Source organism: Pseudomonas sp. (genome assembly GCF_030147005.1).
Lineage (GTDB): Bacteria > Pseudomonadota > Gammaproteobacteria > Pseudomonadales > Pseudomonadaceae > Aquipseudomonas.
In genome coordinates this window covers 1-12,344 of sequence record NZ_JASLAW010000064.1, presented here as the reverse complement: position 1 = coordinate 12,344, position 12,344 = coordinate 1, and the positions used below count along the sequence as shown (strand labels likewise).

General features: G+C 61.5%; 11 protein-coding genes. 9 read left to right on the top strand and 2 right to left on the bottom strand.

Annotated features, from left to right (window positions below; all coding sequences use genetic code 11):
• Nucleotides 1-14 precede the first annotated feature (14 nt).
• Nucleotides 15-2,408, bottom strand: coding sequence for a 7TM diverse intracellular signaling domain-containing protein (locus Q1V60_RS06030; protein ID WP_300628366.1), 2,394 nt, complete (start codon nucleotides 2,406-2,408; stop codon nucleotides 15-17).
• 277 nt (nucleotides 2,409-2,685) lie between these two features.
• Here Q1V60_RS06030 and Q1V60_RS06025 point away from each other — a divergent pair, with 277 nt between their 5' ends.
• From Q1V60_RS06025 to Q1V60_RS06010, 4 genes are all read left to right on the top strand, one after another.
• On the top strand, nucleotides 2,686-3,483 hold the full coding sequence (locus Q1V60_RS06025) for a hydroxymethylpyrimidine/phosphomethylpyrimidine kinase (RefSeq protein ID WP_300628364.1): 798 nt from the start codon (nucleotides 2,686-2,688) through the stop codon (nucleotides 3,481-3,483).
• Between the two features lie 19 nt (nucleotides 3,484-3,502).
• On the top strand, nucleotides 3,503-4,132 hold the full coding sequence (gene thiE, locus Q1V60_RS06020; protein WP_300628363.1) for a thiamine phosphate synthase: 630 nt from the start codon (nucleotides 3,503-3,505) through the stop codon (nucleotides 4,130-4,132).
• Nucleotides 4,133-4,143: 11 nt separating this feature from the next.
• A complete protein-coding gene (gene hemL / locus Q1V60_RS06015; RefSeq protein WP_300628362.1) occupies nucleotides 4,144-5,427 on the top strand; it encodes a glutamate-1-semialdehyde 2,1-aminomutase in 1,284 nt (427 codons plus the stop codon).
• Between the two features lie 226 nt (nucleotides 5,428-5,653).
• The gene (locus Q1V60_RS06010; RefSeq protein ID WP_057724919.1) at nucleotides 5,654-6,208 is read left to right on the top strand and encodes a tetratricopeptide repeat protein; all 555 of its coding nucleotides are present in this window, start codon (nucleotides 5,654-5,656) and stop codon (nucleotides 6,206-6,208) included.
• A gap of 146 nt (nucleotides 6,209-6,354) precedes the next feature.
• Here Q1V60_RS06010 and Q1V60_RS06005 read toward each other — a convergent pair whose 3' ends face one another.
• On the bottom strand, nucleotides 6,355-6,681 hold the full coding sequence (locus Q1V60_RS06005) for a DUF1820 family protein (RefSeq protein WP_300628359.1): 327 nt from the start codon (nucleotides 6,679-6,681) through the stop codon (nucleotides 6,355-6,357).
• A gap of 130 nt (nucleotides 6,682-6,811) precedes the next feature.
• On the opposite strand from Q1V60_RS06005, the gene miaB reads away from it, so the two are divergent.
• From miaB to lnt, 5 genes are all read left to right on the top strand, one after another.
• Nucleotides 6,812-8,140 carry a tRNA (N6-isopentenyl adenosine(37)-C2)-methylthiotransferase MiaB gene (miaB, locus tag Q1V60_RS06000; RefSeq protein WP_300628357.1) on the top strand — a complete coding sequence of 443 codons (1,329 nt, stop codon included), beginning with the start codon at nucleotides 6,812-6,814 and terminating at the stop codon, nucleotides 8,138-8,140.
• A gap of 226 nt (nucleotides 8,141-8,366) precedes the next feature.
• The gene (locus Q1V60_RS05995) at nucleotides 8,367-9,371 is read left to right on the top strand and encodes a PhoH family protein (protein WP_300628355.1); all 1,005 of its coding nucleotides are present in this window, start codon (nucleotides 8,367-8,369) and stop codon (nucleotides 9,369-9,371) included.
• Nucleotides 9,364-9,822 (top strand): rRNA maturation RNase YbeY, encoded by a 459-nt coding sequence (gene ybeY / locus Q1V60_RS05990; protein ID WP_300628353.1) that lies wholly within the window; start codon nucleotides 9,364-9,366, stop codon nucleotides 9,820-9,822. Before Q1V60_RS05995 ends, ybeY begins: the two co-directional genes overlap by 8 nt.
• 41 nt (nucleotides 9,823-9,863) lie before the next feature.
• Nucleotides 9,864-10,703 carry an HlyC/CorC family transporter gene (locus Q1V60_RS05985; protein ID WP_300628350.1) on the top strand — a complete coding sequence of 280 codons (840 nt, stop codon included), beginning with the start codon at nucleotides 9,864-9,866 and terminating at the stop codon, nucleotides 10,701-10,703.
• Nucleotides 10,704-10,711: 8 nt separating this feature from the next.
• Nucleotides 10,712-12,235 (top strand): apolipoprotein N-acyltransferase, encoded by a 1,524-nt coding sequence (lnt, locus tag Q1V60_RS05980; protein WP_300628349.1) that lies wholly within the window; start codon nucleotides 10,712-10,714, stop codon nucleotides 12,233-12,235.
• The last annotated feature ends 109 nt before the right edge of the window (nucleotides 12,236-12,344 follow it).

Genomic DNA, 12,344 nt, shown 5'->3' with positions numbered 1-12,344 from the left:
CACCTACCTCACGCTTAAAAAAGTGGCATACGCGCCGAATGCTCGGCACTTTCGCCCTCTTGCGGGCATAGTACGAGACGCACCAGCGCGGCCTGCAAGGCCTCGAAACGTACCGGTTTGGCCAGGTGATCGCTCAAGCCGATGCCATGACAACGCTCACGGTCTGTGACATTGAGCGCCGCGCTCAGGCCGATCACCGGTAACTCACCGCAGCCCGGCAAGGCTCGAATCTGGCAGCACAACGAGAAACCGCCCTCAGGCACATCCAGCACCACCGCATCGAACCTGCTCTCGTGCAGCGTCGCCAGTGCGGCCGGGCCGCCTTCCACGGCTTTGACCCGGTAACCGAGTTTGAGCAGCATGCCCCGCACCGCCAGTTGCGCCACGCTGTTGTCGTCCACCAAGAGCACCGTGCAATCCTGCGGCGCGCGTTGGGCAGGCAGCGCCTCCCCGGCCGGCTCCGGCGGCATCGGTTTGACGTCCACTTCCAACTGGAAGCGACTGCCCTTGCGTGGCTCTGAATGATGGGTGAGGCGCCCGCCCAACAGTTCGATCAATTGCCGGCAAATCGCCAGGCCGATGCCCAGCCCGCCATATTCGCGGGTCATCGAGCCGTCGAGCTGGAAGAAGCGCTGGTACAGCGTAGCCTCGTCGAGAAAGGCGAAGCCGATACCGGTGTCGGTCACGATAAAACTCAGGTGCAAGCTGCCATCGGCTTGGGGAAAGCCCACCACGCGCAGGCGCACCGCACCGTCGTGGGTGAATTTGAAAGCGTTGTCCAGCAGGCAATCCAGGCACAGGATCAGCTTGTCGGCGTCGCCGAACACGCGGTCCGGCACGGCATCCGCGACGTCGATGGAAAACGCCAGGCCCTTGGCCTGGGCGCTGGCGGTGAACTGTTGACGCAAGGTTTCAAGCGCGCCGCGCAGGCCGAACACCTGCGGCCGGGCAACCAGGCGACCGGCCTGCAACTCGGTCAGGGTGAGAATGCCGTTGACCATGCGCATCATGTCTCGCGCCGAACCGGCGGCGGTCTGCTGGTACTGCGCCAAGTCATCGTCCAGGGACACGGTTTGCATCAGTTCAAGGGAGCCGATCACGCCGTTCATCGGCGTGCGCAGTTCATGGGTCAAGGTGGCGAGGAATTCATCCTTGAGCCGATTGCTGCGGGCCAATTGCTGGTTGAGCACTTCAAGCTTCTGGCTGGCATCGAACAGGATCTGCGCCTGCTGCTCGCGCATGCCATTGATACGGTCGGCCAGGGCCAGGGACAGCAGCGCAACTTCGATGGCCGAGCCGATCTGGCTGGCATACATCGTAAGGAATACGTTGGGCAAGTAACCCAGCACCATCAGCGTATTGACCACCCCTCCGAGCAAAAACGCCGACCAGGCGATGATGAAATAGCGCGCCATGCGCTGGCCGCAATACCAGGCTTTGATGGCTGCCACAAAGATGGTCACGGTAAATACCAACGCCAGAGCGGTGGCCAGGCGCAGAGCCACCGCGTAGCTGGTCAACAGCGCCAGCGCCATGACCAGCCCGCCGCAGGCCGCCAGCGCCAGCAGGATGCGGTCGAGCCAGCGGCTGTGTTGCGCGGTGTGCAGGAAACTGCGCGCGAACAGGCTGCCGAACAATGCGGCCGAGCCAATCAGAAACGGCACCGCCGCGTTCGCCCACCACGGGTTGTTCGGCCAGAAATATTCCACGGCCACGCCGTTGACCGACAGTTGGTACAGGCCGAACGAGGCGATGTAGAGGATGTAATAGAGGTAGCTGATGTCGCGCACGCTCAAATAAATGAACAGGTTGTAAATCAGCATGCCCAGCAACACGCCGTAGATAGCGCCAAGCACATACAAGCGCAACGGCTGTTCTTCCATATAGGCGGTGCCCGCCCAGAGGGTCAGCGGCGCCTGGATCGAGCCTTGGCTTTGCAGGCGCAAGTAGACCGTCTGCCGCTGGTCGGGCACGAAGTTGAGCTTGAACAGGTAGTTGCTCTGGCGCACCTCGCGGCTGGAAAACGGTAATGCGCTACCGGTGCGGGTGGTGAGTCGATAATTGCCGGCGCCGTCGTCCTGGTACAGATCCAGGCGATTGAGCGGCGGGTAAGCCAGTTCCAGAAACCAGCTGCGCGGGGAGCGAGGGTCAACGGCGGTGTAATGCAGGTCGACCTTCAGCCAGAACACCGAGCGCGAATAACCGGCGTTGAGGGTGGGTTTGTCATGGGGTTTGAAGTGGTCGGCGTAGGCAGGAGAACTGACATCGGCGATGGTGAGGGCACCGGTTGGGTCTTCGAGCACTTGCATGACCCGGCCCAGTGGCAGGCTTCGGGTGCTCTGATTGAACTCGACGGCACCGGCCAGCAACGGCAGCCCGCACAATAATAAAATCAGCAAATAGCGCATAGAGCCCCAGCGTGGCCTGTCCGGTTATGGCAAAAAGCTCCTCCATTCCTTTTGAGAAGACGTACACCGGAGATACATGAAGTTGTTTGGATCCACTCTAGCATAGCCGGTAAAGGCCATTAGACACCATTGGGACTATTTTTTTGACGGCCCTGGGACGCGGCTTTCAGCGCATTTTCAGAGGTTTTTCAGCCACCGCAAAAGCGTCTCCCCAGAGCAACATTCACCTATCGCCGGACGGCCACGCAAAAAGCGTTTGGTGGTAAGCTCGCGCACCATGAATATCTACAGCTCTCGCCCCGTTGTTCTTTGTCTCTCCGGCCATGATCCCAGTGGTGGCGCCGGCTTGCAGGCAGATATCGAAGCCCTGCTCGCCCAGGGCTGCCATGCCGCGACGGCCGTCACTGCGCTGACCGTGCAGAACACGGTCAATGTCAGTGATTTCCGCGTGCTCGACCGCGAGTGGGTGCTGGCCCAGGCCAATGCCGTGCTCAGCGACTCCGAAGTCGCGGCGGTCAAGCTGGGCATGCTGGGTTCTACCGCGATGGTCGACACCGTGGTCGAACTGCTGCAGGCGCACCCGCACCTGCAGGTGGTGTGCGACCCGGTGCTGCGCGCCGGCGGCGGTGGCAGCCTGGGCAAGGATGAAGTCGGCTTTGCGATGCGCGAGCGGCTGTTGCCCCTGGCGCTGATCGCCACGCCCAACCTGCCCGAAGCCCGCATTCTTGCCGAACTGCCCGAAGGCAGCGCCGACGAATGCGCCGAGAAGCTGTTGCCCTACATCAAGCACCTGTTGATCACCGGTGGCCACGGCGACGAACGCGAGGTGCACAACCGCCTGTACAGCCGCGATGGCAGCCGTCATACCTACACGTGCCAGCGTCTGCCCGGCAGCTATCACGGTTCGGGTTGCACGCTGGCCAGTGCATTGGCGGGACGACTCGCCCAGGGCGAAGGGTTGGTGAGCGCCGTGCAGTCGGCGCTCAACTACACCTGGCGCACCCTGCGTGATGCCGAACAACTCGGTCAGGGCCAGTTCGTGCCTCGCCGTCTGCCGCTGGATTTCTGCTCTTAAATACCGAGAGGCCTGCCCGATGAAACTACGTGGCCTTTATGCCATTACCGACAGCCAACTGTTGGCCGGCAAATTCCTCGCCTATGTCGAAGCGGCGCTGGATGGCGGCGTGACGTTGTTGCAGTACCGCGACAAAAGCTGCGACGAAGCGCGCCGCCTGCGTGAAGCGGAGAAACTGCGGGAGCTGTGCTCGCGCTACAAGACCCACTTGATCATCAATGACGACGCCGAGCTGGCCGCACGCCTGGGCGTCGGCGTGCACCTGGGTCAGACCGACGGCCCGCTGACGCCGGCCCGGGCATTGCTCGGCTCCAGGGCGATCATCGGCGCCACCTGCCACAGCCAGATCGAACTGGCCGAACAGGCCGCGAAGGAAGGTGCCAGTTACGTCGCTTTCGGCCGTTTCTTCAATTCCACGACCAAACCCGGCGCCCCCGCCGCCAGCGTTGAAATGCTGGCCGAGGCACGCAAGCGCCTGCACCTGCCGATCTGCGTGATCGGCGGCGTCACCCTGGAAAACGCCGAACCGCTGGTGGCCCACGGGGCCGACCTGCTCGCCGTAGTGCACGGCCTGTTCGGTGCCGACAGTACCCAGGAAGTCACGCGCCGCGCCCGTGCGTTCAACGACCTTCTTAAATCTTCAGTTTAGAGAGCCCGATCATGTCCCGTTCCGAAACCCTGTTTGCCGATGCCCAGAAACACATCCCCGGCGGTGTGAACTCCCCCGTGCGTGCGTTCAAGAGCGTGGGCGGCACGCCGTTGTTCTTCAAGCATGCCGAAGGCGCCTATGTCACCGACGAAGATGACAAGCGCTACGTCGACTACGTCGGCTCCTGGGGCCCGATGATCCTCGGCCACAGCCACCCGGACGTGCTGGACGCCGTACGCCAGCAACTGCAGCACGGTTTGTCCTACGGTGCGCCGACCGCGATGGAAACCGAGATGGCCGACCTGGTTTGCTCGATTGTGCCGTCGATGGAAATGGTGCGCATGGTCAGCTCCGGCACCGAAGCCACCATGAGCGCGATCCGTCTGGCCCGTGGGTTTACCGGTCGCGACAGCATCATCAAATTCGAAGGTTGCTACCACGGCCATTCAGACAGCCTGCTGGTAAAGGCCGGTTCCGGCGCGCTGACTCAGGGCGTACCGAGTTCGGCCGGGGTACCGGCGGCGTTCGCCAAACACACCCTGACCCTGCCGTTCAACGACATCGCCGCCGTCGAGCAGATGCTCGCTGAAGTCGGCCAGGAAGTGGCCTGCATCATTGTCGAGCCGGTCGCCGGCAACATGAATTGCGTACCACCGGCGCCAGGCTTCCTCGAAGGCCTGCGCGAGCAGTGCGACAAACACGGCGTGGTGCTAATTTTCGATGAAGTGATGACCGGGTTCCGTGTCGCCCTCGGCGGCGCCCAGGCTCACTACGGCGTTACGCCGGACCTGAGCACCTTCGGCAAGATCATCGGCGGCGGCATGCCGGTGGGCTGCTTCGGCGGCAAGCGCGACATCATGCAGCACATCGCCCCGTTGGGCCCGGTCTACCAGGCCGGCACGCTGTCCGGTAATCCGTTGGCCATGGCCGCCGGCCTGACCACCCTGCGCCTGATCAGCCGCCCGGGCTTCCACGCCGAGCTGAGCGACTACACCACCCGCCTGCTGGACGGCCTGCAAGTGCGTGCCGACGCCGCCGGTATCCCGTTCGTCACCACCCAGGCCGGCGGCATGTTTGGCCTGTACTTCAGCGGCGCCGACGATATCGTCACCTTTGACGACGTCATGGGCAGCGATGCCGACTTGTTCAAGCGCTTCTTCCACTTGATGCTCGAAGGCGGCGTGTACCTGGCGCCAAGTGCATTTGAAGCCGGCTTCACGTCGATCGCCCATGGCGAAGCCGAGCTGAAACTGACCCTGGACGCTGCCGAACGCGCCTTCGCCGCCCTGAAATAAGTGATGGCAATAATCTGACGTTGCCCGTGTCGGCGTCAGATTTGCTACTTTGCTTACAGAAATTTCTCGGTTTTTTCGAGAATTGCCCTGCAATCCGGCAGATAACTTGCCCAAGCAGCAGAAAAACGAGTAAAGACTTTGTAAGCAGAGGCCTGCTTATTTCATAATGCGCGCTTAAAGGACTCCCCGAGGGTCCGCTCGCCCCGTCAGAGGTAAGTCGATTCCCATGAAACGCACCGGCCGCACCCTGGTTCTGGGCTGCCTGTTGCTCCTTCAGCCGCTGCTGGCACATGCACAAGCAGGCGGCAACTCGTTGTTAATCCCAGCGATGGGTCGTTGCACCCTCAATACCCAGCCGGACACCCAGGCCGAAGCCCTGAGCGCGTGCCAGAAACAGGCCGATGAGGGGGATGCGCAAGCGCAATACGAGTTGGGCGAGTACTACCACGACAGCAAGAATCCGGCCGTCGACCTCAACAAAGCGTTGAGCTACTTCGAAAAAGCGTCGCTCCAGGGCCACGCCCAGGCGCAATTCCAGCTGGGCAACATGTTCTTTCGCGGCGAAGGCGTGCCGGCCAATAACGTTCAGGCGTACATCGTGCTGAAAATGGCGGCGGTCAATGGCGCAGAAGACGCACTGGACACTGCCGACGAAGTGGCCGAACACATGCAGCGCGATGAACTGGAAGTGGCGACTCAGGTGCTGGGTCAGATTTTCCGCAATTACCTGCAGGAATTGCAGAGTGCCGATGGGCGTTCGCCCTTTTCACCGCTTCCCTGATCCAACCTTTGTGGAGAGGGAGCTTGCTGCCGCTGGGCTGCGGAGCAGTGCCAAACCATTCACCGACTTCTACCTGACACAGCGCAAGATTGCATTGGGGCCGCTTCGCGTCCCAGCGGGAGCAAGCTCCCTCGCCACAAAAGCCCCTATTTATCAGGCATCGGCATCGGAAACGGCATGACATTGCTCACGCCCCGCGCCTCGCTGATCTTTGGCGAGCCCAGGCGCTCGACTTCATCAATGCGCACAATCGAATGCATCGGCACAAAGCTGCGCACCACGCCTTCGAATTGCGCCTTGAGTTTTTCCTCGCCTGGGTCGACGACCAATTGAGTACGCTCGCCAAAGACGAACTCTTCCACCTCCAGGAAGCCCCACAGATCACTTTGATAGATCTGCTTGGCGTACATTTCGAACACCTGGCCCTGGTTGAGGAAAATCACCTTGTAGATTGGAGCTTCACGTTTGGTCATGGCGGGCGAGCAACACATCGCGGATATAAAGAGGGCGCGAACTATAGCATGGCACCCGATGCACAACGCTAGGAACCAATGGGCATGCCCCCTATAATGCGCGGTTCTTTACCACCAGTTGACGATTCCCATGGCCAAGAAGCTTTACATCGAAACCCACGGTTGCCAGATGAACGAGTACGACAGCTCGCGCATGGTCGATCTGCTGGGCGAACACCAGGCCCTGGAAGTCACCGCCCGCGCCGAAGATGCCGACGTGATCCTGCTCAATACCTGCTCGATCCGCGAGCGGGCCCAGGACCGTGTGTACTCGCAGCTGGGCCGCTGGCGCGAATTGAAGCTGGCCAACCCGGACATGGTGATCGCCGTCGGCGGTTGCGTGGCCAGCCAGGAAGGCGCCGCGATCCGCGACCGTGCGCCCTATGTCGATGTGGTCTTCGGCCCGCAAACCCTGCACCGCCTGCCGGAAATGATCGACGCCGCGCGCCTCACCAAGCTGCCGCAGGTGGACGTGTCGTTCCCCGAGATCGAAAAATTCGACCATTTGCCCGAGCCGCGCATCGACGGGCCAAGCGCCTATGTGTCGGTGATGGAAGGCTGCAGCAAGTACTGCACGTTCTGTGTAGTGCCCTACACCCGTGGCGAAGAAGTCAGCCGGCCGTTTGACGATGTGCTGTCGGAAATCATTCACCTGGCCGAAAACGGCGTGCGTGAAGTGACCCTGCTGGGCCAGAACGTCAACGGTTACCGTGGCCAGACCCACGATGGGCGCCTGGCCGACCTGGCGGAGCTGATCCGCGTGGTCGCCGCCGTCGACGGCATCGAGCGCATCCGTTACACCACGTCGCACCCGCTGGAGTTTTCCGACAGCCTGATCCAGGCGCACGCCGATGTGCCCGAGCTGGTCAAACACCTGCATTTGCCGGTGCAATCGGGCTCGGACCGCATTCTGTCGGCGATGAAACGCAATCACACGGCGCTGGAGTACAAATCCAAGCTGCGCAAATTGCGCGCCGCAGTGCCGGGCATCTGCATCAGCTCGGACTTCATCGTCGGTTTCCCTGGCGAAACCGAGAAGGATTTCCAGCAGACCATGAAGCTGATCGAGGACGTTGGTTTCGACTTTTCCTACTCGTTTGTCTACAGCCAGCGCCCGGGCACCCCGGCAGCCGACTTGCCGGACGACACCCCGGAAGCGTTGAAAAAAGAACGTTTGAATGCGCTGCAACATCGCCTGAACCAGCAGGGTTTCGAGATCAGCCGACAAATGGTCGGTTCGATCCAGCGCATCCTGGTGACCGATTATTCGAAGAAAGACCCCGGCGAACTGCAAGGCCGCACCGAGAACAATCGCATCGTCAACTTCCGTTGCGATAACCCGACCCTGATCGGCCAGTTCGCCGATGTGCACATCGATGCGGCGCAGCCCCACTCGTTGCGGGGGTCATTGATCAACTGATCGGCGATATTTCTGATCAGCAGAGATCAAAACGTGGGAACGGGCTTGCTTGCGAAGGCGGTGCATCAGTCAACATATCGGCTGGCTGACACTACGCCTTCGCAAGCAAGCCCGCTCCCACATTGAAAACCGCGCAACATTCCGATGATGTAAGTGCTTTCGCACACGCGCGGCTGGCGTTATTCTCTAGTCCACCTCAACAGCCAAAGGGCGGCTAAAAGCGACCTTGAACGCACCTACAGTAGAACCCCATCGTTTTATCCTCGAGCCGTTTGAGGCTCGCCGTTTCGCCAACCTGTGCGGACAGTTCGACGAGCACCTGCGCCTGATCGAACAACGCCTGAGCATCGAGATCCGCAACCGCGGCAATCAGTTCGAGCTCATTGGTGAACCCCAACACACCACGTCCGCAGAAAACCTGCTGCGTCGCCTCTACCGCGAAACCAAGGGCAGTGAGCTGTCGCCGGAAACGGTGCACCTGTACCTGCAGGAATCCGCCGTGGAAGACCTGGCCAACAACCCCGTGGCCGAAGCCAGCGTTGCCCTGCGTACCAAAAAAGGCATGATTCGCCCACGCGGCTTGAATCAGCAGAAGTACGTCAAGGAAATCCTCGGCAACGACATCAATTTCGGCATCGGCCCGGCCGGTACCGGCAAGACCTACCTGGCCGTGGCCTGTGCGGTCGATGCCCTGGAGCGCGAACAGGTTCGCCGCATCCTGCTGGTACGCCCGGCAGTCGAGGCGGGCGAAAAGCTCGGTTTCCTGCCCGGCGACCTGGCCCAGAAGATCGACCCGTATCTGCGCCCGCTCTACGACGCGCTCTACGAGATGCTCGGCTTTGAATACGTGGCCAAGCTGATCGAACGCCAGGTGATCGAGATCGCTCCGCTGGCCTACATGCGCGGCCGCACCTTGAACAACAGCTTCATCATTCTCGACGAAAGCCAAAACACCACGGTCGAGCAGATGAAGATGTTCCTCACCCGTATCGGTTTCGGCTCCACGGCCGTGATCACCGGCGACGTCACCCAGGTCGACCTGCCCAAGGGCACCAAGTCGGGGCTGGCGCAGGTGATCGAGGTACTCAAGGACGTACCGGGCATCAGCTTCACGCACTTCATGCCCAAGGACGTGGTCCGCCATCCGTTGGTGCAGCGCATTGTCGAAGCCTATGAGCGCTTCGACCATCGCGATGAAGCACCGGCCAGGGACACGCGCCGCGATGCTTGAGCTTGACCTGCAACTGGCCACCGAAGCCACCGCCCCCAGCGAAGCACAGTTTCGTCAATGGTGCGCCCTGGCCCTGCGACAGCGCACCGCCGATTCGGAACTGACCATTCGTCTGGTGGACGAGCCCGAAGGCCGCGAGCTGAATCACACCTGGCGCCAGAAAGACTACGCGACCAACGTGCTGTCTTTCCCCGCCGACGTGCCCGACGAGTTCCTGGATATCCCGCTGCTGGGGGACCTGGTGATCTGTGTCGCGGTCGTGGAGCGTGAAGCGCAGGAACAAGGCAAGGAACTTGAGGCCCATTGGGCCCATCTAGTCATCCACGGCTGCTTGCATCTCTTGGGTTACGACCATATAGACGATGACGAAGCCGAGGAAATGGAAGCACTGGAACGAACGTTGCTTGCAGAGCTGGGCCATCTGGACCCGTACGCAGACGACGAAGCTTAAAAACACTCAACTGTCACACTAAAGGATTCAGAGTAATCGCTATGAGCGAAGACCGATCGAGCAACGGGCAAAAGTCATGGCTGGGTAAATTGACCCAGGCTTTTGCCCACGAGCCGAAAAACCGCCAGGAGCTCCTGGAGCTGCTGCGCGAGGCCCATCAGAACAAGTTGCTGGACAGCGAAGCGCTGGCCATCGTCGAAGGCGCCATCCAGGTGGCTGACCTGCAAGTACGGGACATCATGGTGCCGCGCTCGCAGATGGTCAGCATCAGGGCGACCCAGACCCCACGTGAATTTCTCCCGGCCGTGATCGACTCGGCGCACTCGCGCTACCCGGTGATCGGCGAGAGCCATGACGACGTGATGGGCGTTCTGTTGGCCAAGGATCTGTTGCCGCTGATCCTCAAGGAGAACGGCGATAGCTTCAACGTCAAGGACCTGCTGCGCCCAGCCACCTTCGTGCCTGAATCCAAGCGCCTGAACGTGCTGCTGCGCGAATTCCGCGCCAACCACAATCACATGGCCATTGTGATCGACGAATACGGTGGCGTGGCTGGCCTTGTGACCATCGAAGACGTGCTGGAACAGATCGTCGGCGACATCGAAGACGAACATGACGTTGAAGAAGACAGCTACATCAAGCCACTGCCCAGCGGTGACTTCCTGATCAAGGCCTTGACGCCCATCGAGAACTTCAATGAGTTCTTCGACAGCGAATTTTCCGATGATGAATTCGACACGGTCGGCGGCCTGGTGATGAGTGCGTTCGGGCACCTGCCCAAGCGTAACGAAACCACCGAGATCGGCGCGTATCGCTTTCGCATCCTGAATGCCGACAGCCGTCGCATCCACTTGATCCGCCTGACACCTATTGCCCGTTAAGGACTGAAATGCGCCGTCTGATCGCACCCGGCTGGCCCGGTAACCTGCTGGCCGTGGTGGCCGGCGCCATTACCACCCTGGCGCTGGCGCCGTTCGACATCTGGCCGCTGGCGCTGGTGGCGGTTGGTCTGTTCTATATCGGCCTGCGCGAGCTGACGCCCCGCCAGGCCCTGGGCCGCGGCTGGTGTTTCGGTTTCGGCCTGTTTGGCGCCGGCACCAGCTGGATCTACTACAGCATCCACCACTTCGGCGGCGCTTCGGTGCTGCTGGCGGGTTTCCTGATGCTGCTGTTCACCGCCGCCATCGCCTGGTTCTTTGCCCTGCCCGCCTGGCTGTGGGCGCGCTGGCTGCGCCGCAATGAAGCGCCATTGGCGGACGCGCTGACTTTCGCGGCCTTGTGGGTTGGCCAGGAAGCCTTTCGTGGCTGGTTCCTCACCGGTTTTCCGTGGCTGTACTCCGGCTACAGTCAACTCGACGGCCCGCTGACCGGCCTCGCGCCGCTGGGCGGGATGTGGCTGATTTCGTTTGCGCTGGCGCTGACCGCCGCCCTGCTGTGCAACCTGCCGCGCCTGCTGGCGAGCAAGCGCAACAGCTTTATCGCGGCCGGCCTCGTGCTGCTTGTTGCGCCGTGGGCCATTGGCCTGGCGCTCAAGCATCATGCCTGGACCTCGCCCTCCGGCCCGCCATTGAGCGTGGCCGCCATCCAGGGCAACGTTGAACAAAGCATGAAGTGGGACCCCGAGCAGCTCAACGCGCAACTGGCGCTGTACCGCGACATGAGTTTGAGCTCCAAGCGCGTCGACCTGCTGGTGTGGCCGGAAACCGCCGTGCCGGTCCTCAAGGAGTCGGTCGAAGGCTATTTGGGCATGATGGGCAAGTTTGCCGCCGACCGTAATACGGCGCTGATCACCGGGGTACCGATTCGCCAGGAAGTGCGGCATGAGAAGCGCTACTTCAACGGCATCACCGTGGTCGGCGAAGGTGACGGCACCTACCTCAAGCAAAAACTGGTGCCGTTCGGTGAGTACGTGCCACTGCAGGATATGTTGCGCGGGCTGATCGCTTTCTTCGACCTGCCGATGTCGGACTTCGCCCGCGGCCCCTCCGACCAGCCCATGCTCCAGGCCAAGGGTTATCGTATTGCGCCGTTTATCTGTTACGAAGTGGTGTACCCGGAGTTCGCCGCCGGCCTGTCGGCCCAGAGCGACCTGCTGCTGACAATCAGCAACGATACGTGGTTCGGCCGCTCGATCGGCCCGCTGCAACACCTGCAGATGGCGCAGATGCGCGCGCTTGAAGCTGGCCGCTGGATGATTCGCGCCACCAACAACGGCGTGACCGGCCTGATCAACCCGTTTGGGCAGATCACCGCACAAATCCCGCAGTTCGAACGCGGCATTCTCTATGGCGAAGTGGTGCCGATGCACAACCTCACGCCGTACCTGCAATGGCGGTCGTGGCCGTTGATTATCGTGTGCCTGCTGCTGTTCGGCTGGGCGCTGCTGGCTGCGCGGATGTCGAAAACGGTCTAGCCGACCCGACTCAAAACCAATGTGGGAGCGGGCGTGCTCGCCCAAGCAGTGTGTCAGCCGCGCGATGGACTTGCTGAATGGCCGCAGTTTGGAGCAAGCCCCCCCCCCC

Bases quoted from the DNA above. Each gene is read 5' to 3' on its own strand.
- Q1V60_RS06030 (WP_300628366.1), bottom strand. From the start codon at position 2,408: ATGCGCTATTTGCTGATTTTATTATTGTGCGGGCTGCCGTTGCTGGCC.
- Q1V60_RS06025 (WP_300628364.1), top strand. From the start codon at position 2,686: ATGAATATCTACAGCTCTCGCCCCGTTGTTCTTTGTCTCTCCGGCCAT.
- thiE (WP_300628363.1), top strand. From the start codon at position 3,503: ATGAAACTACGTGGCCTTTATGCCATTACCGACAGCCAACTGTTGGCC.
- hemL (WP_300628362.1), top strand. From the start codon at position 4,144: ATGTCCCGTTCCGAAACCCTGTTTGCCGATGCCCAGAAACACATCCCC.
- Q1V60_RS06010 (WP_057724919.1), top strand. From the start codon at position 5,654: ATGAAACGCACCGGCCGCACCCTGGTTCTGGGCTGCCTGTTGCTCCTT.
- Q1V60_RS06005 (WP_300628359.1), bottom strand. From the start codon at position 6,681: ATGACCAAACGTGAAGCTCCAATCTACAAGGTGATTTTCCTCAACCAG.
- miaB (WP_300628357.1), top strand. From the start codon at position 6,812: ATGGCCAAGAAGCTTTACATCGAAACCCACGGTTGCCAGATGAACGAG.
- ybeY (WP_300628353.1), top strand. From the start codon at position 9,364: ATGCTTGAGCTTGACCTGCAACTGGCCACCGAAGCCACCGCCCCCAGC.
- Q1V60_RS05985 (WP_300628350.1), top strand. From the start codon at position 9,864: ATGAGCGAAGACCGATCGAGCAACGGGCAAAAGTCATGGCTGGGTAAA.
- lnt (WP_300628349.1), top strand. From the start codon at position 10,712: ATGCGCCGTCTGATCGCACCCGGCTGGCCCGGTAACCTGCTGGCCGTG.